This window comes from Streptomyces sp. NPDC048270, assembly GCF_040652335.1.
In the GTDB taxonomy this organism is placed as follows: domain Bacteria; phylum Actinomycetota; class Actinomycetes; order Streptomycetales; family Streptomycetaceae; genus Streptomyces.
The window spans coordinates 142,322-167,008 of record NZ_JBEZLV010000004.1; the positions used below are offsets into that span (position 1 = coordinate 142,322).

A 24,687-nucleotide genomic window follows, 5' to 3' on the forward strand; every position below is an offset into this window, starting at 1 on the left:
GCTGCGGGACCCGGAACCGGGAGACCTGGGGTGGATCGTGCAGCGCCACGGCGCGCTGTACGCCGCCGAGTACGGCTGGAACGCCGACTTCGAGGGCATGGTCGCCCGGATCGTCGCGGACTTCGCCGAGGACCACGACCCCTATCTGGAACGGGCCTGGATCGCCGAGCTCGACGGCCGTCCCCTCGGCTCGGTGATGTGCGTGCGCGAGGACGCCGCGGCCGGCACCGCCCGGCTGCGGCTGCTCCTCGTCGACCCGGAGGGCCGCGGCCGGGGCATCGGCACCCGGCTGGTCGCCGCGGCCGTCGACTTCGCCCGCTCGGTCGGCTACCGCGAACTGGTGCTCCTGACCAACGACGTGCCGGCCGACGCCCGCGGGCTGTACCGGCGGGCGGGGTTCACCCTGATCGCGGAGCGGCCGCACCGCTCGTTCGGAGTGAGCCTGACGGGACAGGACTGGCGGCTGCCGCTCCAGGAGAACCAGCCGCGCTGAGCGGGCCCCGCGCGGGTGCGAGCGAGGTGAGGGCCACGCCGCCGACGAGCAGGACGGCCGCCAGCCAGCGCAGCCCCGACACGGGCTCGCCGAGCACGAGGGCCGCCGAGGACATCCCGAACACCGGCACCAGCAGGGAGAACGGCGCCACCGAGGAGGCCGGGTACCGGCGCAGCAGGTAGCCCCAGGCGCCGAAGCCGAAGACGGTGGACACCCAGGCCACGTAGCCGATGACGGCCGCGCCGGACCAGTCCAGGGCCCGCAGCGCGGCCAGGTCCCGCTCGGGGCCCTCCATCAGCAGCGAGAGCCCGAACAGCGGCAGCACCGGCACCGTGCACACCCACACCATGAAGTTCAGCGCGTCGGGCGGGGACGCCTTGCGGGTCAGCACGTTGGAGACGCCCCAGCAGGCGGCGGCCGCGACGACCAGGGTGAAGCCGAGCACCGGCCCCGAGGTCCCGCCGTCGACGGCGGCCGCCGCGATCCCCGCGAGCGCCACGCCCATCCCCAGCAGCCGGACCCGGCCGGGCCGTTCGCGCAGCAGCGCCGCCGCGAGGACGGCGGTGAAGACGGCTTGGACCTGGAGGACGAGGGAGGACAGCCCGGCCGGCATCCCGGCGGCCATGCCGGTGAAGAGCAGGCCGAACTTGGCGATGCCCAGGGCCAGGCCGACCCCGAGGATCCACTTCCAGGCGACCTTGGGAGGCCCGACGAAGAACACGGCGGGCAGGGCGGCCACCAGGAAGCGCAGGGCGGACAGCAGCAGCGGCGGGAAGTGGTCGAGCCCGATCTCGATGACGACGAAGTTGAAGCCCCAGACGGCGGCGACGAGCACGGCGAGGGCGGTGTGTACGGGACGCATGCTCCGAGCATCGGCGGCCTGATCGTGTAGCACCAGCGCGGATTTCTTCCGCAATGGATGAAGTGTTGCTTACGCATGATGCCCAGTGCCACGATGGGGCATGCTCGATCTCGCCCGGCTGCGCGCCCTGCACGCCGTCTCCGTCCACGGCTCGGTCGCCGGGGCGGCGGCCGCCCTCGGCTACACCCCCTCCGCGGTCTCGCAGCAGATCTCCAAGCTGGAGCGGGAGACCCGCACCACCCTGCTCGAGCGGCGCGGGCGCGGGGTCGCGCTCACCGAGGAGGCCCGGCACCTGGCCGACACGGCCCAGCAGCTGCTGGCGATCGTGGAGCGCGCCGAGACCACCCTGGAGGAGCGGCGCGGGCAGCCCAGCGGGCTGCTGACGGTGGCCGCGTTCGCCTCGGCGGCGCGCGGGCTGCTGCCGGGGGTGCTGGCCGATCTGGCCCGCCGCCATCCGGCGCTCGACGTACGCCTCACGGAAGTGGACCCGCACCTGTCGGTGGACCTGGTGGCCCGGGGCGTCACCGATCTGGCGGTGGCCCACGACTGGGACATCGCCCCGCTGCCGGCCCCCGAGGGGGTCGAACAGGCCGTGATCGGGGACGACCTGTGCGATCTGGTGGTCCCGGCCGGGCACCCCTTCACCACGCGCGACGTCGTCCGGCGGGCGGACCTCGGCGGCCAGCGCTGGGTGTGCCAGCCGCCGGGGCGGGTCTGCCACGACTGGCTGACGCGGACCCTGCGCACGGCGGGCCTCGAGCCGGCCATCGCGCACGTGGCCGAGGAGAACCACACCATCGTCGCCCTGGTCGCGGCCGGGCTCGGAGTGGCCGTGGTGCCCCGGCTGGGCACCGGCGTGCTGCCCGCGGGCGCGGTGGCCGTCCCGCTGGAGCCCGGTCCCGTGCGCCGGCTGTACGCGCTGTGGCGGACCGGGGCGGCCCGCCGCCCGGCGATCACCGAGGCCGTTCGGACGCTCCAGGAGCACTGGCCCGCACGAACAGGTCATCCGGGGGAAATCCCGAGTGTCCGTCACCCGTCGGGGGCGACCCCGCAGTAGGGTCCGGCGCGTGCCGAACCACGCCTCTCGCCGGACCATGCTCGCCGCGGCCGCCCTGGTCGCCGTCGGGGGCGCCGGAGCCGCCTCCGCCGCCGCGGGCGCCTACCGCACCCCCGACGACGGGCGGGCCCCCGGCCGCGCTCCCGCCCGGTCGGTACGCCGCCTGGTGGCGGGGATGAGCCTCGCCGAGAAGGTCGGGCAGCTCTTCGTGTCCCGCGCGTACGGGCACTCGGCGACCGAGCCGGACGCGGCGGACGCCGCGAAGAACCTGGAGCTGTTCGGTGTGCGCACCGCCGCCGAACTGGTCTCCCGCTACCACCTCGGCGGGGTCGTCTACTTCGCCTGGGCCAACAACACCCGTTCCCCGCACCAGATCGCGGCGCTCTCGGCCGGCCTCCAGGAGGCCGCCCTCGCCTCCGGACCCGGCATCCCGCTGCTGCTCTCCACCGACCAGGAGCACGGCGCCGTCGCCCGCGTCGGCAAGCCCGCGACCCTGTTCCCGGGGGCGATGGCGCTCGGCGCGCGGCACCGCGCGACCGGCTCCACGGCCGACGCCCGGCGCGCCGCGCGCATCGCGGGGGACGAGCTGGCGGCCATGGGCATCCGGCAGGATTACGCGCCGGTGGCGGACGTCAACGTGAATCCGGCCAATCCGGTGATCGGCGTACGGTCCTTCGGCGCCGACCCCGGTGCGGTGGCGGAGCTGGTCGCCGCCCAGGTCCGCGGCTACCAGGCGGCCGGGGTCGCGGCCACCGCGAAGCACTTCCCGGGGCACGGGGACACCGAGACCGACAGCCACGTCGGACTGCCGGTGATGCGGCACAGCCGGGCCCGATGGGAGGAGCTGGACGAGCCGCCGTTCAGGGCCGCGGTGGAGGCGGGCGTGGACGCGGTCATGACGGCCCACATCGTCTTCCCCGCACTCGACCCCTCCGGGGATCCGGCCACCCTGTCGCGGCCGATCGTGACCGGCATCCTGCGCGAACGCCTGGGCTTTCGGGGGGTGGTGGTGACCGACGCCCTCGACATGGCCGGCGTCCGCCAGAAGTACGGGGACGACCGGGTGCCGGTGCTGGCCCTGCTGGCCGGGTGCGACCAGCTGCTGAACCCGCCGGACCTGGGGCTCGCCCACCGCAGCGTGCTGGCGGCCGTGGAGAGCGGCGAGCTGACGGAGGAGCGGATCGACGCGTCGGTGCTGCGGATCCTGGAACTGAAGGCGCGCCGGGGCCTGTTCGACGGGGCCGGCACCTCGGCCGGGAGGGTGGACGAGACCGTCGGCATCCCGGCGCACCTCGCTGCCGCCGAGGCGGTCGCGGAGGGGACGACGACCGTCCTGGCCAATCCCGCCGGGCTGCTGCCGCTGGACGCCTCGGCCGCCCCCCGGCTGCTGGTCACCGGAACGGACCCGGTCTCCCCGAGCGGCACCACGGGGCCGCCGACGGCCGTCCTGGCGCGGGAGCTGACCGCCCTGGGCTGCCGGGCCACGGCCCTGCCGCCCGCCCGCGCGGCGGCCGCCGCGCCCGGTCACGCGGCGGTGCTGGTGTGCACGTACAACGTGCCGGAGGGGGAGAGCCCGCAGCGGACCCTGGTGGCGGACCTGGTGGCGACCGGTGTGCCGGTCGTGGTGGTCGCGATCCGCAATCCGTACGACCCGGCCCGGCTGCCGGCCTGTGCGGCGGAGGTGGCGACCTACACCTGGACGGACGTGGAGATGCGGGCGGCCGCCCGGGTGCTCACCGGTGCGGTGCGGCCGGCGGGCCGCCTTCCGGTCCCGGTCCCGGGCCGCTACCCGCTGGGCCACGGGGTGGCGTACTAGACGCCACCCCGCCACCCGCCGCCCGCGGCGGACCTGGGACTACGGCCGCAACTGCGGCTCGCGCTCCAGGTCGCGCTGGTCGAGCTGGGCGTCCGGCGCGGCCAGCGGCGCCGCCTTCGCCTCGTCGGCGATCGCCGCGGCCGGGGCCACCCCGGCCCACTGGAGGATCTTCGCGGTCGCCAGGGCCTTCTCGCCCTCGAGCAGCTGCGCGACGTTGGCCCCGTGGTTGGCGCCCGGCGCGATCATCACGTGGCTGTCGCGCGCCCCGTAGCCGATGCGGAACGGCTCGGCGCCCCACGGGTCGTTCTGCCCGTACACGAACAGCATCTGGTTCGCGTTGTCGCGCACCCAGCCGTCGATGTCCTTCATGGCTCCCGGCTGGAAGGCCATGGGGATCTCGCGGGGCACGAAGTTGCGCGGCGGCTGGTAGCCGTAGCGGCTCAGGTTGCCCAGGTGGGGCTGCTTGATGTCGGGAGAACCGAGCTGCGTGCCCGCCTGGTAGTAGTACGGCGTGTACGTGTTCAGGCCCTGGTCTGCGTAGGCCGAGAAGCCCGAGATCGCGTCGATCGAGTCCCAGATCTCCTGGTCGCTCGCAGTGGCGGCGGCCGGGATGGAGGCGCAGTCGGCCAGCAGGCTGTACTGCCAGAAGGCCCACACGTAGTCGAGCACGACGGCCTCGTAGGCCTTGTCGAGGTTGCCGACGGTGGTGAAGGTCCAGCCGTTCTCGGCCGCGGCGGCCGCGTACTTGGCCTCCAGCGGCGCCCGGCGCACCAGCGCCTCGCGCTGCACCGCGTTCAGCTTGTCGCGGCACTCCTTGGTGCCGACCTTGGCGAAGAACCGGTCGTAGGCCGAGTCCTCCTTGTTGACGACGTCGTTGGGCGCGACGTAGGCGACGACGCCGTCCATGTCACGCGGGTAGAAGCGCTCGTAGTACGTCGCCGTCATCCCGCCCTTGCTGCCGCCGGTGGACAGCCAGTTCTTCGGGTAGATCTTCTTCAGCGCGCCGAAGATGCGGTGCTGGTCGCTGGCGGCCTGCCAGATGTCCAGGTTCTCCCAGTTGGCCGGGTCGGGCCGGGAGGGGGTGAAGAACCGATACTCCATGGAGACCTGGTTGCCGTCGATGATGGTCGTCGGCTCACTGCGGCGCGGGTTGGTGTTGACGTTGTACCCGGAGGTGAAGAACACCGTCGGGCGCGAGACGTCCTTGTGCAGCAGGGTCAGGCGCTGCTTGAAGGTGCCCTTCGACGGCTTCCGGTGGTCGACCGGCTGCTCGTAGTTCAGTACGAAGAAGCGGTAGCCGGGGTACGGCTTCTCCTCTATCAGGCTCATCCCGGGAATGCCGAGGATCTGGTCCTTGATGTCCGTGGCGGCCGCGGGCCCCGCGGCGGTGGCCGCTTGTGCCGTGGAGCCGGCCGCGCCCATGGTGCCGATCAGCACCACGAGCGACAGCAGCCATCCGAGCGTCTTGCGCATTCACCCTCCCCTTGCGTTCACTTCGGTCGCGGTGAACCTAGCGGGGCGAACACGCTGCTGAACAGACCTAGTTGGGCCGCTCCGTCAGCACAGGATCCAGCCGGATTCGGCCGATTCGGCTCCCACGCCCCCCTTTACATACACGCAGCGGCCGATCGCACCCACGGTGACAGGACCGGCATAACGGGTGAATTGCCCGATATCGCGGACCGGTGCCCCGCCGCGGCCCTGGATGCTCACCGCCATTTTCCGCCGCTCTCCGGGGACCCGGGCCACGGTGAGCGCACACGCCTGGGTGCGGCTCTTGTACACGCGCACCTCGCCCGCCGCGAGCGGCAGCGTCCGGGCCAGCCGGCCCGCACAGGTGCCGGCGGGCGCCCCCTCCCCCGCCGCCGCCCGCGCGGGCGGGGCCGCGAACAGCCCGCCGACGCTGAGCCACAGCGCGGCGGCGAACACCCCGAGGGCCGCGGCCCGTCGGCCCCGCCCCCGCCGTCCCCTCGACTCCTGCAACACCCTGTCCCCCGATCGGCCGTACGTACAACGTGCGCACGGACGTACGACGCACGCGGCTCCCGGAAGGTTGCCGCGGGGCGTCCGTCGCCCGTAAGGGTGCATCCGCCATCCCCGGGCGGGAGAACGGGAGTTCGCGACCGGGCGGGACATTACGCTGGGTCACCCGCTGCCGCCTCCGTAGCCGTGAAAGGCCCCCACGTGACGAACGACCTGCTCGACCGCAAGCTGGAGCGCTCCTTCAACCGCCTCGACGCGGACGGGAACGGCGTGATCGACGCGACGGACATCATCGCGCTCGGCTCCCGGCTGCTGACGGCCCTGTCCGAGCCGGACGACTCGCCCAAGGCGGAGGCGGTGATGCAGGGGATCGCCAACTTCTGGCAGGACCTCTTCACGGAGCTGGACGCCAACCGGGACAACAAGGTCACGCCCGAGGAGTACAAGGTGGGCATGACGCGCCTGTACAGCCAGGGCGGACCCGCCTACGACCGCTCGCTGCGGCCGATGATGCAGGCGATCCTCACGGTCGTCGACACCGACGACGACGGCCGCATCAGCCCGGAGGAGTTCCACCGGGCCCAGGAGGCCTTCGACACGGAACTGAGCCGCGACGACGCCGAGGCCCTGTTCCGGCGGATCGACGCCAACGGGGACGGCACCCTCACCGTCGACGAACTCCTCGACGCCGTGCGCGACTACTACACCGGCACCGACGAGGACGCCCCGGGCAACCTGTTCTTCGGCGAGCTCTGACCCGTCCGGCCGTCAGGCCGCGGCCCGCTCGTCCTCCCCGACGAAGGTGCGCCACAGCCGCGCGTACCGGCCGCCCTGCGCCAGGAGTTCGGTGTGGGTGCCGTCCTCCACGACCCGGCCGCGGTCCATGACCACGACCCTGTCGGCGCGGGCGGCCGTGGTCAGCCGGTGTGCCACCACCAGGGTGGTGCGCTTGCCGGCGAGCCGGTCGGTGGCCTGGTTGACCTGCGCCTCGGTGGCCAGGTCCAGGGCCGCGGTGGCCTCGTCGAGCAGCAGCACGTCCGGGTCGACGAGCTCGGCCCGGGCCAGTGCGATCAGCTGGCGCTGCCCGGCGGAGAGGTTGCGGCCGCGCTCGGCCACGGTGTGCAGGTAGCCGCCGTCGAGCGTGGCGATCATGTCGTGGGCGCCGACCGCGCGGGCGGCCGCCTCCACCTCCGCGTCCTGCGCGTCGGGCCGCCCGTAGGCGATGGCGTCGCGGACGGTGCCGGGGAAGAGGTAGGGCTCCTGGGGGACCACGCCGAGCCGGTGGCGGTAGGCCGTCAGGTCGAGCTCCCGCAGGTCGGCCCCGTCGGCGGTGATCCGGCCGGAGGTCGGATCGTAGAACCGGGCCACCATCTTGACCAGGGTGGACTTGCCGGCGCCGGTCTCGCCGACGAAGGCGACGGTCTGCCCCGCGGGTATGCGCAGGTCGATGCCCGCCAGCGCCTCGCCCTTCTCCCCGCGCTCCTCGGCGGTGCCGTAGGCGAAGCGGACCCCCTCGAAGGCGATCTCGCCGCGGAGTTCCGGCACCGCGAGCGGCTCCGCGGGGCGCGGGGTGGTGGTCGGCTCGCGCAGCAGCCCCTGGATGCGGCCGAGGGAGACCGTGGCCTGCTGGTAGCCGTCGAAGACCTGGGACAGCTGCTGGACCGGGGCGAAGAACAGGTCGATGTAGAGCAGGTAGGCGACCAGCGCACCGGTGGTGAGCGTGCCCGCCTCGACCCGGCCGGCACCGACGATCAGCACGGCGGCCGCGGCGCCCGAGGACAGCAGCTGTACGAAGGGGAAGTAGACCGATATCAGCCACTGGCCGCGCACCCGCGCCTCGCGGTACGAGTCGCTGCGCTCCGCGAAGCGGCGGGCGCCGGAGCCCTCGCGGCGGAAGGCCTGGACGATGCGGAGCCCGGCGACGGACTCCTGGAGGTCGGCGTTGACCAGGCTGACCCGGTCGCGGGCGAGTTCGTAGGCGGCGACCGACTTGCGGCGGAACACGATCGTGCCGACCACCAGCACCGGCAGCGTGGCGAAGACGATCAGGGCCAGCTCGACGTCGAGGACGAGCAGGGCGGCCAGGATGCCGAAGAAGGTGAAGACGGAGACGACGGCGGTGACGAGCCCGGTCTGCAGGAAGCTGGACAGGGCGTCCACGTCGGTGGTCATCCGGGTCATGATCTTGCCGGTCAGCTCGCGCTCGTAGAAGTCGAGTCCGAGCCGTTGGAGCTGGGCGAAGATCTTGACGCGGAGCGCGTACAGCACGCGCTCGCCGGTGCGGCCCGTCATCCGGGTCTCGGCGAACTGCGCGGCCCACTGCCCGACGACGACCACGAGGGCGAGGGCGGCGGCGGCCCAGACCGCGCCCAGGGCGGCCTTCTCCACACCCTGGTCGATACCGTGGCGGATCATGATCGGCAGGAGCAGCCCGGAGCCCGCGTCGACGGCGACGAGGCCGAGGCTGACCGCGAGCGGCGCCCAGAAGCCGCCGAGCAGGCGGCGCAGGCCGTAGCTCTGCTCGGCGGCCGCGGCGCGGGTCTCGTCCACGTCGGGCTGGTCGTCGGCCGGCGGCAGGGCGGCGACCTGGGCGAGCAGCTCGGGGGTGGCCGGGGGTCCCCCGAGCGTTGGCTGGGGGAGCATGCCGGGTAGGGAGGCGGCGGCGCTGTCGGCCTCCTCCTGGCGCTTCCAGAGCTCGGGGGTGACCCCGTCCGAGACCCGGCGCTTGGCGCTGACGGGCTCGGAGTCGATCTCGGCCTCGAGCTCGATGTCCCGCTCGATGTTCCGGTCGATCTCGCGCTCGAACTCGGCCATCGGCAGCGCGTCGGGGGTCCGCGGCGAGCCGGCGCCGAGCGCGTCGGGGTCGGTCAGCAGCCTGCGGTAGAGGGCGGAGCGGCGCTCCAGCTCCTCGTGGGTGCCGATGTCGGCGAGCCGGCCGCGGTCGAGTACGGCGATCCGGTCGGCCAGCGCGAGCGTGGAGCGGCGGTGGGCGATCAGCAGGGTGGTCCGGCCGGCCATGACCGAGCGCAGCGCCTCGTGGATCTCGTGCTCGACGCGGGCGTCCACGGCGGAGGTGGCGTCGTCGAGGAGGAGCAGCCGCGGGTCGGTGAGGATGGCCCGGGCGAGCGCGACGCGCTGGCGCTGGCCGCCGGAGAGGGTGAGCCCCTGCTCGCCGACCTTGGTGTCGTACCCGGCGGGCAGGGCCCGGACGAACCCGTCGGCCTGGGCGGCGCGGGCGGCGGCCTCGATCTGCTCGTCGGTGGCCTCGGGGTGTCCGTAGGCGATGTTGGCGCGGAGGGTGTCGGAGAAGAGGAACGAGTCTTCCGGGACCAGGCCGATGGCGCCGCGCAGGGAGGTGTAGGTGAGCTCGCGCACGTCGTGTCCGCCGACGCGGACGGACCCGCCGTCGGCGTCGTAGAAGCGCGGCAGGAGCAGCGAGACGGTGGACTTCCCGCTCCCGGAGGCGCCGACCACGGCGACGGTCTCCCCCTCGGCGACCGAGAGCGAGAACCCGTCGAGGACGGGCCGCTCGGGGTCGTACCCGAAGCGGACGTCCTCGAAGGCGATGGTGGCGGGCGCGTCGGCGGGCAGCTCGTGCGCGCCCTCGCGGATGACGGGGCGGGTGTCGATCAGCTCGAAGACCCGCTCCACACCGGCCCGCGCCTGCTGGCCCACCGTCAGCACCATGGCGAGCATGCGGACGGGGCCGACGAGCTGGGCGAGGTAGGTGGAGAAGGCCACGAAGGTGCCGAGGGTGACCTGTCCCCGGGTGGCCATCCAGCCGCCGAGCGCCAGCATCGCGACCTGGCCGAGGGCGGGTACGGCCTGGAGGGCGGGGGTGTAGCGCGAGTTCAGCCGGATGGTGCGCATCCGGCCGGCGAACAGCCGCCGTCCGGCGGTGCGCAGCTTGGAGGTCTCCTGCTCCTCCTGGCCGAAGCCCTTGACCACGCGGACGCCGGTCACGGCCCCGTCGACGACGCCGGCGACGGCGGCGGCCTGGCCCTGGGCGTACCAGGTGGCGGGGAAGAGCTTCTTGCGGCTGCGCTTGGCGATGAACCACAGGGCGGGGGCCATCAGCAGCGCGACGAGGGTCAGCAGCGGGGACAGCGCCAGCATGATCCCGAGGGATATCCCGAAGAGCAGGAAGTTCCCGATGGTCATCGGGAGCATGAAGAGGAGGCCCTGGATCAGCTGGAGGTCGGTGGTGGCCCGCCCGATGACCTGCCCGGTGGACAGCTCGTCCTGCCGCCGCCCGTCGAGGCGGGCGATGGAGTCGTACATGTCGGTGCGCAGGTCGTGCTGGACGTCGAGGGCGAGCCGCCCGCCGTAGTACCTGCGGATGTAGGTCAGCCCGTAGACGAGGACGGCGGCGGCTATGAGCATGCCCGCCCAGGGCCCCATGGGCTTGGACCGGTCCCCGATGACGTCGTCGATGATGACCTTGGTGACCAGCGGCACGAGGGCCATGACGGCCATGCCGGCCAGCGAGGACCCGAGCGCGAGGAGCACGTTGAGCTTGTAGCGCCACGTGTACGCGGCGAGCCGCCTGCCCCAGCCCTGTTTCTCCCCAGCCGCCGTCACGTGAAGCCTCCCCGTTCGTCCGTCCTACCGACAAGCCCCAACGCCCGGACCGGCGGATTTCATCCCGCCGCAACAATCGCACCGGTGTCCGGGCGCGGCGAGCGGGCTTCACCCGACAGGGGCGGGCCCGGACGTTCGGAGGCGGGTCCGGCCGTTCGGAGGCGGGTCCGGCCGTTCAGAGGTGGGGCCGGCCGTTCAGAGGTGGGTCGGCCGTTCAGAGGTGGGTCGGCGCGAACATCCTGAGGGTGGCCGGGAGGACGACGACCGAGGGGCCGGGGGTGGCGAGGGCCTTCTTGAGGTCCGCCGTCAGGGATTCCGGGCTGGTGGTGGTCGCCGGGACGTCGAAGGAGGCCGCCAGTGCGGCGAAGTCGGGGCGGGTGAGCTCGGTGCCGGTGGAGCGGCCGAAGGAGTCCTCCATGTACGCGCGCAGGATGCCGTAGCCGCCGTCGTCCACGATCAGCCAGGTGACGTCCAGGTCGTGCTGGCGGGCGGTGGCCAGCTCCGCGGCCGAGTACATGGCACCGCCGTCGCCGGAGACCGCGAGGACGGGGGTGCCCGGCTCCGCGACCGCCGCACCGAGGGCCGCCGGGAAGGCGTAGCCGAGGCCGCCGGCGCCCTGGGCCGAGTGCATGGTGTTGGGGTGCTTGGCGTCGAAGGCCGACCACGCCCAGTAGGACAGGATCGTCATGTCCCAGAAGGACGGGGAGCGCGGCGGGAGGGCGGCCCGGATCGAGGCCAGGAGCTCCTGCTCCAGGGTGACGTCCTGGGCGGCCAGGCGGTCCGCGATGTCGGACAGGACCATCCGCACGCGGTCCGGGGCGTACGGGTCCGCGCGCTCGGCCACGGTCTCCAGCAGGGCCTGGAGGGCGAGGCGGGCGTCCGCGTGGATGCCCAGGGCCGGGTGGTTGGACTCCAGCTTCCCGAGGTCCGCCTCGATCTGGACGACCCGGCCGGTGGGGAAGAACGTGTGGTAGTTCGAGGACAGCTCGCCCAGGCCGGAGCCGACGACGAGGAGGACGTCCGCGTCCTCCAGGAAGTCGGTCATGTGGCGGTCCTCCAGCCAGGACTGGAGGGAGAGCGGGTGGTTCCAGGGGAAGGCGCCCTTGCCGCCGAAGGTGGTGACCACGGGGGCGTTCAGGCGTTCCGCCAGCTGCTTGAGCTTGCCCGCGGCGTCGGAGCGGATGACCCCGCCGCCCGCGATGATCACCGGGCGGGCGGCCCGGGAGAGCCAGTGGGCGGCGACGGCGGTGAGCTCCGGGCGCGGAGCGAGCTCGTGCGGGGTCGCGTCCATGCCCGTGACCTGCGGGATCAGCGTCTCGGCGCGCAGTACGTCCTCGGGGATCTCCACCCAGACCGGGCCGTGGGGCGCGGTCAGGGCGGATTCCCAGGCCTCCGCGACCACGGACGGGATCTGCGAGGGGGTCCGGGCCGTGTGGACCGACTTGACCACGTCCCGGAAGGACGCGGACTGGTCGCGCAGCTCGTGCAGGTGGCCCCGGCGCCCGCCGCCCAGGCCCGCCGCCGGCACCTGCGAGGAGATGGCGAGGACGGGGGCGGAGGCGGCGGCCGCCTCCGCGAGCGCGGGCAGGGCCATCAGCGCGCCCGGTCCCGTCGACAGCAGCAGCGGTACGGCCTCGCCCGTGATCCGGCCGTACGCGTCCGCCGCGAAGCCCGCGTTGTTCTCCGTGCGCAGCGTGACGAGGCGCAGGTCCGAGCGGCCGACCGCGTCGAAGACGGCCAGCGCGTGCTGGCCGGGCAGCCCGAAGACGGTGGTCGCGCCCAGGGAACGCAGTGTCTCCACGACCAGGTCCCCGCCCGTGCGGCCCGGCGGCGGAGCCAGCGCGGCGGCCGTCTGGGCCTCGGTGGGACGGAGAACCAGGTCGTGGTCGTGCGTCACTTCTCTTACTTGCCCTTCGACTGCGCGATCTGCCGGCTCATGATCGTGGTGAGCTCGTACGCGGTGTGCGAGGCCGCGACCGAGGTGATCTCCGCGTGATCGTACGCCGGGGCCACCTCCACCACGTCGGCGGAAACGAGGTTGCAGGAGGACAGGCCCCGGATGATCTCCAGCAGCTCGCGGGAGGTCATGCCGCCCGCCTCCGGGGTGCCGGTGCCGGGCGCGTGGGCCGGGTCCAGCACGTCGATGTCGATGGAGATGTAGAGGGGGCGGTCGCCGATGCGCTGGCGCAGCTGGTCGGCCACCTCGTCGGCGCCGCGGCGGTAGACGTCCGCGGAGGTGACGATGCCGAAGCCCATCTTGGCGTCGTCGTCCAGGTCCTGCTTGCCGTACAGCGGGCCGCGCGTACCGACGTGCGAGAGCGCCTCGGTGTCGAGGATGCCCTCCTCGACGGCGCGGCGGAAGGGGGTGCCGTGGGTGTACTCGGCGCCGAAGTAGGTGTCCCAGGTGTCCAGGTGCGCGTCGAAGTGGAGCAGCGCGACGGGGCCGTGCTTCTTGGCGACGGAGCGGAGCAGCGGGAGGGCGATGGTGTGGTCGCCGCCGAGGGTCATCAGGCGGGAGCCGTTGCCGAGGAGCTCGTCGGCGGCGGCCTCGACCGTCTCGACGGCCTCGTTGATGTTGAAGGGGTTCACGGCGATGTCGCCGGCGTCCGCGACCTGGGCGAGGGCGAAGGGGGAGGCGTCCTGGGCCGGGTTGTACGGGCGCAGCAGGCGAGAGGCCTCGCGGATCGCGTTGCCGCCGAAGCGGGCGCCGGGGCGGTAGGAGACGCCGGAGTCGAAGGGCACGCCGACGACGGCGACGTCGGCGGAGCCGACCTCGTCGAGGCGCGGCAGCCGGGCGAAGGTCGCGGGGCCCGCGTAGCGCGGGATGCGGGAGGAGTCGACGGGGCCGCGCGGCTGCGTGCTCATGGGGGGTGCCCTTCTGGAGGTCCTGCGGGTGCGGTCCTTCGAGCGTAAGCCGGGGCCCGCGGGGCGCGAAGTGTACGTTTCATCCATCAGCGCCCCTTGATGTGTACGGAGTATCCATGGAAGCCCCTCCCACCCCGCCGGTCGCCCTCGGGCGCCTGCTCGCCGACGGCGACCTGGGTCTGCGGCGTCTGGCGGGGCCCGCCGAGGCCGAGGTGCACGGGGTGCACGCCTCTGAGATGGCGGACCCGTCCCGCTACCTGCTGGGCGGGGAACTGCTGCTGACGGCGGGCGAGGGCCTGGCGGGGGCGGAGGCCGTCGCCGGGGGCGGAGCGGAAGCCGTCGCCGGGGGCGGAGCGGAAGCCGTCGCCGGGGGCGGAGCGGAAGCCGTCGCCGGGGGCGGAGCGGAAGCCGTGCCGTACGTCGAGCGGCTGGTGCGGGCGGGGGTGGCCGCCGTCGGCTTCGGTGTCACCCCGGTGCACGAGACGGTGCCGCGGGCCCTGGTCGAGGCCTGCGCCCGGCACGGGCTGCCGCTGGTCGAGGTGCCGCCCGCGACGCCGTTCACGGCCGTGGGCCGGGCCGTGTGGCGGCTGATGGAGGAGGCCCGTACGCGTGAGCTGCGCCGGGTGACCGAGGCGCAGCAGTCCCTCGCGGCGGCGGCCGCCCGTCCCGATCCGGTCCCCGCACTCCTCGCCCGCCTGTCGGCGAGCCTGTCCGGCTGGGCGGCCCTGCTCACCCCGGCTTCCACACCCGATCCCGGGCCCGGGCCCGGGACGGACGCCCGGCCGACCCCCGGATCGGAAACCACGCCGCCTCCGGGCCCACCCGGCCCGCCCGGACCTGGTCCGGGCGGATCCGGGCCGAGCGGATCCGGGCCGAGCGGGTCCACGCCCGCCGGGTCCACGCCCGCCGCAGGGCGCGGGGCCGGGCCGGGCGGGCCCGAGTCCGCAGGAGCCGCACCAGCATCAGGCCGCGGGGCCGGAGCCGTCGTGGCCGCGCAGGGCACAGGCCGCGGGGCCCGGCCGAGCGGATCCACGCCCGCCGGGTCAGCGCCGGGGGCAGGCCGCGGGGCCGGGCCGGGCGGAGTTGGGCCCGCCGGGGCCGGGTCGGGGGCGGGCGCGGTGGGCGGGCCTGGGGTCGTTGGGGTGGTGGGCGGGATCGGGTGGGGTGTGGTTCGGAGTGCCGGGGGCGTGCCGAGGGCCGAGGTGCGGGCCGCGGTGGACGCGCTCGCGCGCCGGGTGGCACCCGGTTCCGCGGCGACCGCCACCGACACCCTGGCCGGGACTCACCTGTCCGCCTATGCCGTGGGCGGCGGCCAGGTGCTGGCCCTCGCCACGCCGGTCCGGGCCCCGGGCGACCACACCATCGCCTCCGTCGCCGCCGTCCTGCTGACCCTGCTCACGGCGAACCGCCCGGCCGGGGACGAGGCCTCCGCCCTGACCCGGCTCCTGCTCGGCGGGGACCCCGCCCGCGCCCTGGCCCCCGGGCCCTGGCACGTGGTCCACGCCCGGGGGACCGGCGATCCGCAGGCCCTCGGGGCCGCGCTGGGCACCGTACTGCTCGACCCGTTCGAGGGCGGGGCGAGGCTGCTGACCGACCGGGAGCCCGTCCCGCAGCCGGGATGGCGGCTGGGCGTCAGCGCGCCGGCCGCACCCGGCGCCCTGGCCACCGCCGACGCGCAGGCCGCGCGCGCCCTGGACCGCGCGGAGGCGGCCCGCACCCCGCTGGCCCGGCATTCCGACCCCGGTCTCGCCGGCCTGGTTGGCGAGGCAGAGGCCCGCGCCCACGCCGAGGCCCTGCTCGGACCCCTCTCCCCCGTCCTGCGCGACACCCTGCGCGGCTGGCTGGCCCACCACGGCGGCTGGGACCGCACGGCCGCGGACCTCGGCGTGCACCGCAACACCGTGCGCCAGCGCGTGGCCCGCTGCGCGGAGCTGCTGGGGCGGGACCTGGACGACCCGGACGTCCGGATGGAGCTGTGGTTCGCCCTGCGCCGGCCCGAGCCCCCGGCCGCCGGCACGGACCCGGGCGCGGGCGCTGGCCCCGCCCCCGGCACGGGCCCCGGCACGGGCCCGGTGCCCGCCCGCTCCCCGCGGCCGGGCGGCTGACGGCAGCCCGCCGCGGGCCGCACCGCACCGCCGGGGGCGGGGCCCGCCCCTAGCATGTGCCGCATGTCCGGCATGTCCGTACCGGCACGGAGCCGCCTCCTCCGTGAGCAGCTGGGCCCGGCCGCCCGGCTGGTGGTGTGCGCGGCCCTCCCCTGGTACGTGTGCGTGTGGCTCGGCACGAGCACCATCCCGGTTCCCGCCGCCCTGCCCGCCGTCCTGATCCTGCGCGGGGACGTGTTCGCGGCGCCCCGGCTCGCCCTGGAGCGGCTGCTCGGCGTGGTCGTCGGCGTGGGGCTGAGCGTGGTGGTCCTGCACTGGCTGCCGACGGGCCCCCTGTCGTTCCCGGTCCTCCTGGTGACCGGCTGCGCCGGGATGTACCTGCTGCGCCACGACGGCTCCCCCAACCAGCAGGTGCTGGTCACCGCCCTGGTGATCTACGCGACGCCGGTGCCCGGGTACCCGCTGGCCCGGCTGTGGGAGAGCGCGGTCGGCATCGCCGTCGTGGCGCTCCTCGGCCCGCTGCTGTGGCCGCCCGACCCGTACCGCGAGGCGGCGGACGGGCTGGAGGAGTACCGCGCCGCTCTGCGCGCCCGCCTGGAGGGCGTCGCCGCCCTGGCCGCTGCCGGGCGCCCCACCGGCCCGGCCCCCGCGCACCCGCCCGCCCCCGCGGAGTCCTTCGCACTGTGGCACCGCCCGTACGAACTGTCCGCCGCCCTGGAGCACCGGCCGGCGCGGCTGCTCCCGCTGCCGCCCCGGCGCCCGCCCGCCGGGTCGGCTGACGCGCTCCGCCTCCGCCTGCGACTGGCCGCGCGGACCGCTCCGGCCCTGTACTTCCTCACGCGGGAGCTGGAGGCCCGGTCCGCCGGCGGGGCCGACGGGCCGGTGCGCGCCATGGCACCGCTGGTGGAGGCGACCGCCTCGGCCCTGGACGCGGCCCTGCGCGGCGAGGACTGCGCCCAGCGGCTGCGCCCGGCCCTGGAGCTGGAAGCGGATCACCGGGCCGCACATCCCGGTCCCGGGGACGCCGCGCTGCGGGCCGGGATCCACCTCACCCACGAGGCGCTGGCCGAGTACCTCGAGGCGTCCGCGGGCTGAGCGTGCCCCCGGGCCGCCGCGGTCGGGGGCGGGCGCGTCGGCCGTCCGGCGTACTTCGCGGGCCGTCGGGCCGCCGCTGCCGGGCGGCGCGGGCGGCCGGGGAGAGAGTGTCCCCTGCGGACCGGCCGCGCGAGGCGAGGGAGGATCCGGATGGAGCTGGCGGTGGCCTTCGACACGATGGCCCGGTGGCAGTTCGGCATGACGACCGTCTACCACTTCCTGTTCGTCCCGCTGACGATCTCCCTCGCCACGCTGGTCGCGGTGCTCCAGACCGCCTGGGTGCGCACGGGGCGGGACAAGTACCTCGCGGCCACGAAGTTCTGGGGCCGGCTGCTCCTGATCAACATGGCGGTCGGGGTCGTCACCGGCATCGTGCTGGAGTTCCAGTTCGGCATGAACTGGTCCGCCTACTCGCGGTTCGTCGGTGACATCTTCGGGGCGCCCCTCGCCCTCGAGGCGCTGATCGCCTTCTTCTTCGAGTCGACCTTCATCGGCCTGTGGATCTTCGGCTGGGACAAGCTGCCGAAGAGGATCCACCTGGCCTGCATCTGGATGGTGTCGCTCGGCACCATCCTGTCCGCCTACTTCATCCTGGCGGCCAACTCCTGGATGCAGCACCCGGTCGGCTACCGCATGAACGAGGAGCGCGGCCGGGCCGAGCTCACCGACATCTGGCTCGTGCTCACCCAGAACACCACGCTGGTCGTCGTCTACCACACCCTCTCCGCCGCCTTCCTGACCGGCGGCGCCTTCATGCTGGGCATCTCGGCCCTGCACCTGCGGCGCGGCCGGCACGTGCCGGTGATGCGCACCTCGCTGCGGCTGGGCCTGGTGACGATGCTGGTGGCCGGGGTGCTGGTGGCCTTCAGCGGGGACAGCCTCGGCAAGGTGATGGTCCAGCAGCAGCCGATGAAGATGGCCGCCGCCGAGGCCCTCTGGGACGGCCAGACGTCCGCGCCGTTCTCCGTCTTCGCCATCGGGGACGTCTCCGAGGGGCACAACCGGGTGGAGTGGTCGGTTCCCGGCCTGCTCTCCTTCCTGGCGGCGGGGAACTTCACGGCGTACGTGGCGGGCATCAACGACACGGAGGCGGCCGAGCAGGCCGAGCACGGGCCCGGGAACTACCGGCCCGACATCCCGGTCGCGTTCTGGGGCTTCCGCTTCATGATGGGCTTCGGCATGACCTCGCTCGCCGTCGGCGTGGTGGGACTGTGGCTGACCCGCCGCAAGGTCCTGCTCGCCCCGGGCCTGCGGACGGGTGAGGACGAGGTGCCGCACCTGGCCCTGACCCGGCGCAGGACCCTGGGGTCCCGGCTGACCACCTGGTACTGGCTCGCGGCCGTGTGGACGCTGGCCTTCCCCCTGATCGCCTGCTCCTGGGGCTGGATCTTCACCGAGATGGGCCGCCAGCCCTGGGTGGTCTACGGGGTCCTGCGCACCCGCGACGCCGTGTCGCCCGGCGTGGGCCATGGCGAGGTCATCGCCTCCCTCACCGCGTTCGGCCTGCTCTACGCGCTCCTCGCCGTCATCGAGGTCCGCCTCCTGGCCCAGTCCGTCATGGCGGGCCCGCCCGAGGTCACCGCCTCCGACCTCGCGACGCCCCGCCGGATCGGCGGCGACGACGAGGACCCCGACCGGCCGATGGCCTTCTCGTACTGAGTGCCCGTCCTGACGGCTCGCACTGACGGCTCGCTCGGACGGCTCGCACTGACGGCTCGCACTGACGGTCGGCCCCCGCTCTGGACAGGGACGACAACCCGCCGGTAACTTAATCTGAGCAAGCGCTTAGGTATAAGCGGCGTCGCGCCGCCACCGAGAGGAGTCGGCCGTGCGCCGTACCGTATTCAACGAGGACCACGAGGCGTTCCGCGAGACCATCCGCGCCTTCATCGAGGCCGAGGTCGTCCCCGTCTACGACGAGTGGTTCGCCGCCGGCCAGGCACCTCGCGAGTTCTACTACAAGCTGGGCGAGCTGGGCGTCTTTGGGATCAACGTGCCCGAGGAGTTCGGCGGCGCCGGCCTGGACACCCACAAGTTCGAGGCCGTGCTCTACGAGGAGACCTCGCGCGCGGGCGTGAACTTCGGCGGCTCCGGCGTGCACGTGCTGCTCGCCCTCCCCTACATCAAGATGCTCTCCACCGACGAGCAGAAGAAGCGCTACCTGCCGAAGTTCGTCACCGGCGAGGAGATGTGGGCGCTGGCGATGACCGAGCCGGGCACCGGCTCCGACGTCGCGGGCATGAAGACCACCGCCAAGCTGTCCGAGGACGGCACCCACTACGTCCTCAACGGCGCCAAGACCTTCATCACCGGTGGCGTCCACGCCGACCGCGTGATCGTCTGCGCCCGCACCTCCGCCCCGCGCGAGGACGACCGCCGCTTCGGCATCTCCCTGTTCGCGGTGGACACCAAGTCGGCCGGCTACTCCATCGGCCGCAAGCTGGACAAGCTGGGCCTGCGCACCTCCGACACCGCCGAGCTGGCGTTCGTCGACGTGAAGGTCCCGGTCGAGGACCTGATGGGCGAGGAGAACAAGGGCTTCTACTACCTCGGCCAGAACCTGCCCTCCGAGCGCTGGGGCATCGCCTTCGGCGCCTACGCGCAGGCCAAGGCCGCCGTCCGGTTCGCCCAGCAGTACGTGCAGGAGCGCACCGTCTTCGGCAAGCCCGTCGCGCACTTCCAGAACACCAAGTTCGAACTGGCCTCCTGCCAGGCCGAGGTGGACGCGGCCGAGGCCGTCGCCGACCGCGCCCTGGAGGCCCTGGACGCCGGCGAGCTGACCGCCGCCGAGGCCGCCTCCGCGAAGCTGTTCTGCACCGAGGTCGCGCACCGCGTCATCGACAAGTGCCTCCAGCTGCACGGCGGTTACGGCTACATGAACGAGTACCCGATCGCCCGCCTGTACGCCGACAACCGCGTGAACCGCATCTACGGCGGCACCAGCGAGGTCATGAAGTCCATCATCGCCAAGTCCATGGGCCTCTAAGGGAGTCAGGGCACCTACCCTTCCCCCATGAACGAGGCACTGACGACGCTCCTCGATCTGCTCGACCTCGAGCAGATCGAGGAGAACATCTTCCGCGGTACCAGCCGTTCGGCGGTGGTACCGCGCGTCTTCGGCGGCCAGGTCGCGGCCCAGGCCCTGGTCGCGGCCGGCCGTACCGTGCCCGAGGACCGCACCGCGCACTCGCTGCACTCGTACTTCCTGCGCGCCGGGGACCCCGGCGCGCCCATCGTCTACTCGGTGGACCGGATCCGCGACGGACGCTCCTTCACCACGCGCCGCGTCGTCGCCGTCCAGCACGGCCAGCCGATCTTCCACCTCTCCGCGTCCTTCCAGACGCACGAGGAGGGCCTCGACCACCAGGCCGGGATGCCCTCCGCACCCGACCCGGAGACGCTGCCGACCGCGGCCGAGTCGCTGCCCGCGTACCGCGAGGTCTTCCGCGACCCGGGCACGGTGGAGCGGCTGATCGAGGCGCGCGGCGCGGTGGACCTGCGGTACGCCACCACCCCGCCCTGGGGCAGCGTCGGCGAGCCCGTGGAGCCGCGCTCGCAGGTGTGGTTCCGGACGGCCGGCAAGCTGGAGAGCGACGACTCCCTGCTGCACACCTGCCTGGCCACGTACGTCTCCGACATGACCCTGCTGGACTCGGTGCTGCTCGCGCACGGGCGCGGCGGGTGGGCCGTCGGCGATGTGGTCGGCGCCTCGCTGGACCACGCGATGTGGTTCCACCGGCCGTTCCGCGCGGACGAGTGGCTGCTGTACGACCAGGAGTCCCCCTCGGCGGCCGCCGGGCGGGGCCTGGGCCAGGCCCGCATCTGGACCCAGGACGGCCGGCTGGCCGTGACCGTCATCCAGGAGGGCGTGGTGCGCGTTCCGCGGGCGCGCCCGCCGCGCTAGTCCCACCAGAACGACCAGTGCGCCGCGCCGGCCACCGCCTCCTCGGCGTAGGCGCGGACGCTGCCGGAGCCCTGCCAGACGTTGTCGGGGGCGAAGGCGAAGTGCTCCGCGGCGACCGGGAGCGCGTCGGCGAGCGTGCGCGGCGGGGCCGCCACCGACACGTGGAGTTCGTCGAAGCCGAGGGCGATGACCCGGGCCCCGAAGCGGTCCTCCCACGAGCGCAGAACCGCGCTGACGAGGGCGGTGTCCTGCTCGTGGTTGGCCGGTCCGCACCAGCCCATCGCCGCGGGTACGTCGGCCCCCCGGCCCGCGGGGACCAGCGCGAGCCGCGGGGCCGCCAGGAAGCCGGTCCCGATCAGCTCGTCCGTGAGGGCGCGGGCCGCCGCCTCCGGGTCCCGGCCGTCCGGCGCCGGGGAGGGGGGCTGGGCGAGCCCCGGCCAGTCCCGGCCGAAGGGGGCGATGAGCTCCTCGCCGTCCTCGCCCTCCTCCTCGGGATCGGGGATGACGGCGTTCCAGAAGGCGCGCAGGACCGGCTCGGCGTGGTGGCCGTCCGGGTCGGACATGCGCTCCGGCCGCAGCCCCCTGGTCCGCCACCACTCCTCCAGGCCGCGCCGCTCCTGGAGCAGGACCGCCTGCAGGCCCGCGGCGGCAAGGTCCGGCCGGTCGCGGTACGAGGCGGTCGCGCCGGCGTCCACCGGCCGGTCGGAGACCCACAGCAGCGGCTTCCCCGGCCGGGTCCGCCTCAGCGGCCGGCGGTCGGGACGCGTGGTGACCACGGTTCCCGGGGGCAGCCCGGGGAGGGAGCCGAGCGCGGACAGCGGGTTCGGTGGGTTCGTCACGGCGGCGACCGTAGCCGCCGCCACCGACAGAGCCGTCCAGGCCCCTACGCCCCGGGCTTGGACTTCAACTTGGTCCAGATCGCCGCCAGCGCCGCTATGTCCGTGTCGTCCAGCCGGTCGTCGAAGACTTCGGCGAGGGCCTCGCGGCGCGTGGCGTCGGCCTCCGCGTAGGCCCGGCGGCCCGCTTCGGTGAGGGCGATCCGGACGGACCGGGCGTCCGTCGGGGAGGGGACGCGCTCGATCAGGCCGCGCGCCTGGAGGGAATCGGCGACGCGGGAGACCTGGCTGCGGCTGAGCAGGGTCTTGGCGCCCAGCTCGGAGGAGGCGATCGGCTCGCCGTAGGCGTGCAGCCACAGCATGACCTCGAACCACGACAGGGGGAGGTCGTGGCGCCGGGTCAGGGCCTGGTCGACCCGCGCGGTGAGGGTCGTACCGGCCCAGACCAGACCGTAGAAGGCGTGGTCGCGGGGGGTGAGAGCGCCCATGGTCGGTTCGTCGTTGGCCATGGCCACAGAATACCGGTGTTGTGTGCACACGCACACAACGGTTAATGTGTGTGTGCACGCACAGAAACCCGCCAGGTGCGCCCCCCCCTCTGGAGACCTCGTGAACGAGACCAAGACCGTCATCATCACCGGCACGTCCTCCGGCATCGGCCTGGCCGCGGCCGTCGCCGCCGCCCGCGCCGGTGGCACGCCGTCGCGACCATGCGCGACACCGGCCGGGCCGACGCCCTGCTCAAGGCCGCCGCCGACGCGGGCGTCGCCGACCTCGTCCAGGTCAAGCGGCTCGACGTGACCGACGCGGACTCCGCGGCCGCCTGCGTGGCCGAGGTCGTCGCCGAGCACGGGCGCCTCGACGCCGTCGTGAACAACGCGGGCGCCGGGTTCGTCGGCACCATCGAGCAGCACGGCATGGAGCGGGTGCGGGAGGTCATGGAGGTCAACTTCTTCGGCGTCGTCGAGCTGACCCGGGCGGCGATGCCGCACCTGCGCGCTTCCGGCGGCCGGGTCGTCACGGTGACGAGCGTCGGCGCAGTGGTGGGCCAGCCGTTCAACGAGGCCTACTGCGCGGCGAAGTTCGCCGTCGAGGGCTTCATGGAGGCCCTCGCGCCGGTCGCCGCGAAGGCCGGCGTCCAGGTGGCCGTCGTCGAACCCGGCGCCGTCGCCAGCGAGTTCGTGAACAACGTCGGGATCGACCTGCCCGCCATGCTGGCCGAGGCCGGCCCGTACGCCCCGACGCTCCGGGCCTACATCGACCACGCCCTGACGTCCTTCGGCAGTGACACCGCCCAGACCCCGCAGCAGGCGGCGGAGCCCGTCATCGAGGCGCTGACCGCCGAGAGGACGCCGTTTCGGATCCAGACCTCCGACTGGGCCCGCGCGTTCGTGGGCATGAAGCTCGCCGACCGCGACGGCTCGGCCGTCCAGACCGAGATGGCCGGCTGGCTCGGCTAGGCCGTCCCTCTCGGATCCTGCCGGGCCCGCGTTGCCCGGCACCGCACCGCGGCCGCGGTCCGCAGGGCCCGGCCCGCCCCGGGGCCCGTCCGGGTCAGGACGGGAGCAGGCCCGCCGCGGACAGCAGGTAGGCGGTCATCGGGTCGTAGAAGCGCGGGTCGCGGACGTGGTCGTCGAGCGGCACCGCGACCTGGAGGGTGCCCTCGGCCTCGCCCAGGAAGAGCGCGGGGTCGTTGCAGTCCGCGTACCCGACCGCGTCCAGCCCGCGCTGCGCCGCGCAGCCCGCCCACCCGTGGTCGGCGACGACCAGGTCCGGCTGCGGGCGGCCGGCCGCGGCGAGCCCGTCCAGGATCGCGGCCATCGGCTCGGGCGAGTGGGTGTGCCACAAGGTCGCGCCGCGCTCCAGCACGGCGACGTCGGCGAACTGCCACACCGAGCCCTCGTCGGCGGTCAGTCCGGCCGGGATCACGACGATCTCGCAGCCCGCCCCGCGCAGGGCCGCCGCCGTGACCCGGTGGACGTCCAGCAGCCCGCCCGGGTGCCCGGTGGCGAGCAGCACGCTCTGCCGGTCCAGCGCGGCCTTGCGCAGCCGGGCCGCGAGCCGGTCCAGGCCGGCCACCGTCAGCTCCGGGTCGATGGTGTCCTGGCCGAAGCGGTGTGCCGGGTCGTCCACGACCCCGCAGCGCTCGGCCATCACGGCGAGCACGTCCTGCTCGTCCGTCCACCGGTCGCCCAGCTCCAGCCCGAGCCAGTAGTGCCGGTCGCCGTTGGCGAGCTTGCGGTAGTGGGAGAGGTTGTTCTCGCGCGGGGTGGCGACCTGTCCCGCGATGCGCGTGCGGACCAGGTGGTCGACGAGCTCTGCGCGGCTGGGTACGGGCGTCTCTATCGGCTTCGGCATGCGGCCCATTCTGCCGCCGCCGGGGCGCAGGCGCCGCGCCCATCCCGACCGGTGGACGCGCCGGGTCACACCGACAGCGCCCCGAACGCCCCGTGCGCGAGCCGCCGGAGCAGGGACTCCGTCGCCTCCCGCCCCAGGGCCGCCAGGTGCGGGGTGGAGTTCAGCAGGCCGAAGACCGCGTGCACGGAGACCCGCACCTCGGCCTCGCCCACCTCCGGGTGCAGTTCCCGTACGACCTCCACCCACAGCTCCACGTACTGGCGCTGCAGCTGGCGGACGAGCTTGCGGTCCGCGTCCCGCAGCCGGTCGAGCTCCCGGTCGTGCAGGGTGATCAGCGCCCGGTCGTCGAGCGCGAAGTCGATGTGGCCGTCGATGAGCGAGGACAGGACCAGCGCGGGATCGCCCGCCGCCTCCTCCACCCGGCGCCGGCCGCCGGTGAGCAGCCGTTCGCTGATGCCGACGAGCAGCTCGGCCAGCATGGCGTCCTTGCCCGCGAAGTGCCGGTAGAGGCCGGGGCCGGAGATGCCGACCGCCGCCCCTATCTCGTCGACGCCGACGCCGTGGAATCCGCGCGCGGCGAAGAGGCGGGCAGCTTCACTGAGGATCTGCTCGCGACGGGTCGGGGCGGCCGCACTGGTGCTCATGGGAAACCATTCTAGACAGGGCCGTTAGCGCTCGTTAACCTAGGCCGTACATGCGTTAACGCTCATTAACAGCGTGCACCGAGCAAGG

18 protein-coding genes and 2 pseudogenes are annotated in these 24,687 nt (G+C 74.0%); 10 read left to right on the forward strand and 10 right to left on the reverse strand.

The genetic code is table 11. The features are described from left to right. Nucleotide 1 precedes the first annotated feature (1 nt). A pseudogene (locus tag AB0D66_RS05650) lies at nt 2–493 on the forward strand (GNAT family N-acetyltransferase); the annotation flags it as partial. Here AB0D66_RS05650 and AB0D66_RS05655 read toward each other — a convergent pair. After that, nucleotides 399–1,355, reverse strand: a complete 957-nt coding sequence (locus tag AB0D66_RS05655; protein ID WP_362297108.1) for an EamA family transporter — start codon at nt 1,353–1,355, stop codon at nt 399–401. The pseudogene AB0D66_RS05650 and the gene AB0D66_RS05655 overlap by 95 nt on opposite strands. A gap of 100 nt (nt 1,356–1,455) precedes the next feature. On the opposite strand from AB0D66_RS05655, the gene AB0D66_RS05660 reads away from it, so the two are divergent. Continuing rightward, nucleotides 1,456–2,412: a LysR family transcriptional regulator gene (locus tag AB0D66_RS05660; RefSeq protein ID WP_362297111.1), complete on the forward strand. Its 957-nt coding sequence runs from the start codon at nt 1,456–1,458 to the stop codon at nt 2,410–2,412. Between the two features lie 10 nt (nt 2,413–2,422). Then, entirely contained in the window at nt 2,423–4,228 is a 1,806-nt protein-coding gene (locus tag AB0D66_RS05665; protein ID WP_362297114.1) for a glycoside hydrolase family 3 N-terminal domain-containing protein, read from the forward strand. 39 nt (nt 4,229–4,267) lie between these two features. Here the strand turns inward: AB0D66_RS05665 and AB0D66_RS05670 are convergent, their stop codons facing one another. Together AB0D66_RS05670 and AB0D66_RS05675 are read right to left on the reverse strand one after the other, a co-directional pair. Then, nucleotides 4,268–5,701, reverse strand: coding sequence for an aminopeptidase (locus AB0D66_RS05670; RefSeq protein WP_362297116.1), 1,434 nt, complete (start codon nt 5,699–5,701; stop codon nt 4,268–4,270). A gap of 84 nt (nt 5,702–5,785) precedes the next feature. Next, a complete protein-coding gene (locus AB0D66_RS05675; RefSeq protein WP_362297119.1) occupies nt 5,786–6,157 on the reverse strand; it encodes a hypothetical protein in 372 nt (123 codons plus the stop codon). 255 nt (nt 6,158–6,412) lie between these two features. Here AB0D66_RS05675 and AB0D66_RS05680 point away from each other — a divergent pair, with 255 nt between their 5' ends. After that, nucleotides 6,413–6,967: an EF-hand domain-containing protein gene (locus AB0D66_RS05680; RefSeq protein WP_362297122.1), complete on the forward strand. Its 555-nt coding sequence runs from the start codon at nt 6,413–6,415 to the stop codon at nt 6,965–6,967. A gap of 12 nt (nt 6,968–6,979) precedes the next feature. On the opposite strand, the gene AB0D66_RS05685 is transcribed toward AB0D66_RS05680, so the two are convergent. From AB0D66_RS05685 to speB, 3 genes are all read right to left on the reverse strand, one after another. Then, nucleotides 6,980–10,792: an ABC transporter ATP-binding protein gene (locus AB0D66_RS05685; RefSeq protein ID WP_362297125.1), complete on the reverse strand. Its 3,813-nt coding sequence runs from the start codon at nt 10,790–10,792 to the stop codon at nt 6,980–6,982. A 214-nt stretch (nt 10,793–11,006) separates the two neighbouring features. Then, nucleotides 11,007–12,689 carry a thiamine pyrophosphate-binding protein gene (locus tag AB0D66_RS05690; protein ID WP_362297128.1) on the reverse strand — a complete coding sequence of 561 codons (1,683 nt, stop codon included), beginning with the start codon at nt 12,687–12,689 and terminating at the stop codon, nt 11,007–11,009. Between the two features lie 5 nt (nt 12,690–12,694). Continuing rightward, on the reverse strand, nt 12,695–13,657 hold the full coding sequence (gene speB, locus AB0D66_RS05695; protein WP_069920354.1) for an agmatinase: 963 nt from the start codon (nt 13,655–13,657) through the stop codon (nt 12,695–12,697). A 116-nt stretch (nt 13,658–13,773) separates the two neighbouring features. Here speB and AB0D66_RS05700 point away from each other — a divergent pair, with 116 nt between their 5' ends. The 5 genes from AB0D66_RS05700 to tesB all read left to right on the forward strand — a co-directional run bounded on the left by AB0D66_RS05700 (nt 13,774) and on the right by tesB (nt 20,761). After that, nucleotides 13,774–15,762, forward strand: coding sequence for a PucR family transcriptional regulator (locus AB0D66_RS05700; protein ID WP_362297132.1), 1,989 nt, complete (start codon nt 13,774–13,776; stop codon nt 15,760–15,762). A 63-nt stretch (nt 15,763–15,825) separates the two neighbouring features. Beyond that, on the forward strand, nt 15,826–16,857 hold the full coding sequence (locus AB0D66_RS05705) for an FUSC family protein (protein WP_362297135.1): 1,032 nt from the start codon (nt 15,826–15,828) through the stop codon (nt 16,855–16,857). A gap of 150 nt (nt 16,858–17,007) precedes the next feature. After that, nucleotides 17,008–18,516, forward strand: coding sequence for a cytochrome ubiquinol oxidase subunit I (locus AB0D66_RS05710; RefSeq protein ID WP_362297138.1), 1,509 nt, complete (start codon nt 17,008–17,010; stop codon nt 18,514–18,516). A gap of 169 nt (nt 18,517–18,685) precedes the next feature. Further along, nucleotides 18,686–19,843: an acyl-CoA dehydrogenase family protein gene (locus AB0D66_RS05715; RefSeq protein ID WP_362297141.1), complete on the forward strand. Its 1,158-nt coding sequence runs from the start codon at nt 18,686–18,688 to the stop codon at nt 19,841–19,843. A gap of 27 nt (nt 19,844–19,870) precedes the next feature. Further along, nucleotides 19,871–20,761 carry an acyl-CoA thioesterase II gene (tesB, locus tag AB0D66_RS05720; RefSeq protein ID WP_362297144.1) on the forward strand — a complete coding sequence of 297 codons (891 nt, stop codon included), beginning with the start codon at nt 19,871–19,873 and terminating at the stop codon, nt 20,759–20,761. On the opposite strand, the gene AB0D66_RS05725 is transcribed toward tesB, so the two are convergent. After that, complete coding sequence (locus AB0D66_RS05725; protein ID WP_362297147.1) at nt 20,758–21,600, reverse strand: DUF4253 domain-containing protein; 843 nt, start codon at nt 21,598–21,600, stop codon at nt 20,758–20,760. The genes tesB and AB0D66_RS05725 overlap by 4 nt on opposite strands. A gap of 44 nt (nt 21,601–21,644) precedes the next feature. Then, nucleotides 21,645–22,106, reverse strand: coding sequence for a MarR family transcriptional regulator (locus AB0D66_RS05730; protein WP_362297150.1), 462 nt, complete (start codon nt 22,104–22,106; stop codon nt 21,645–21,647). A gap of 100 nt (nt 22,107–22,206) precedes the next feature. On the opposite strand from AB0D66_RS05730, the pseudogene AB0D66_RS05735 reads away from it, so the two are divergent. Further along, nucleotides 22,207–23,057: pseudogene (locus AB0D66_RS05735) on the forward strand (SDR family NAD(P)-dependent oxidoreductase). A gap of 94 nt (nt 23,058–23,151) precedes the next feature. Here AB0D66_RS05735 and AB0D66_RS05740 read toward each other — a convergent pair. Then, on the reverse strand, nt 23,152–23,964 hold the full coding sequence (locus AB0D66_RS05740; RefSeq protein ID WP_362297153.1) for a phosphatase: 813 nt from the start codon (nt 23,962–23,964) through the stop codon (nt 23,152–23,154). 56 nt (nt 23,965–24,020) lie between these two features. Next, nucleotides 24,021–24,599 carry a TetR/AcrR family transcriptional regulator gene (locus AB0D66_RS05745; protein ID WP_362297156.1) on the reverse strand — a complete coding sequence of 193 codons (579 nt, stop codon included), beginning with the start codon at nt 24,597–24,599 and terminating at the stop codon, nt 24,021–24,023. Between the last annotated feature and the right edge of the window lie 88 nt (nt 24,600–24,687).

What these genes read in the sequence shown, in the direction of transcription:
- tesB (WP_362297144.1), top strand. Translation starts at nt 19,871, where the DNA reads ATGAACGAGGCACTGACGACGCTCCTCGATCTGCTCGACCTCGAGCAG.
- AB0D66_RS05670 (WP_362297116.1), bottom strand. Translation starts at nt 5,701, where the DNA reads ATGCGCAAGACGCTCGGATGGCTGCTGTCGCTCGTGGTGCTGATCGGC.
- AB0D66_RS05740 (WP_362297153.1), bottom strand. Translation starts at nt 23,964, where the DNA reads ATGGGCCGCATGCCGAAGCCGATAGAGACGCCCGTACCCAGCCGCGCA.
- AB0D66_RS05655 (WP_362297108.1), bottom strand. Translation starts at nt 1,355, where the DNA reads ATGCGTCCCGTACACACCGCCCTCGCCGTGCTCGTCGCCGCCGTCTGG.
- speB (WP_069920354.1), bottom strand. Translation starts at nt 13,657, where the DNA reads ATGAGCACGCAGCCGCGCGGCCCCGTCGACTCCTCCCGCATCCCGCGC.
- AB0D66_RS05700 (WP_362297132.1), top strand. Translation starts at nt 13,774, where the DNA reads ATGGAAGCCCCTCCCACCCCGCCGGTCGCCCTCGGGCGCCTGCTCGCC.
- AB0D66_RS05705 (WP_362297135.1), top strand. Translation starts at nt 15,826, where the DNA reads ATGTCCGGCATGTCCGTACCGGCACGGAGCCGCCTCCTCCGTGAGCAG.
- AB0D66_RS05710 (WP_362297138.1), top strand. Translation starts at nt 17,008, where the DNA reads ATGGAGCTGGCGGTGGCCTTCGACACGATGGCCCGGTGGCAGTTCGGC.
- AB0D66_RS05745 (WP_362297156.1), bottom strand. Translation starts at nt 24,599, where the DNA reads ATGAGCACCAGTGCGGCCGCCCCGACCCGTCGCGAGCAGATCCTCAGT.
- AB0D66_RS05730 (WP_362297150.1), bottom strand. Translation starts at nt 22,106, where the DNA reads ATGGCCAACGACGAACCGACCATGGGCGCTCTCACCCCCCGCGACCAC.
- AB0D66_RS05660 (WP_362297111.1), top strand. Translation starts at nt 1,456, where the DNA reads ATGCTCGATCTCGCCCGGCTGCGCGCCCTGCACGCCGTCTCCGTCCAC.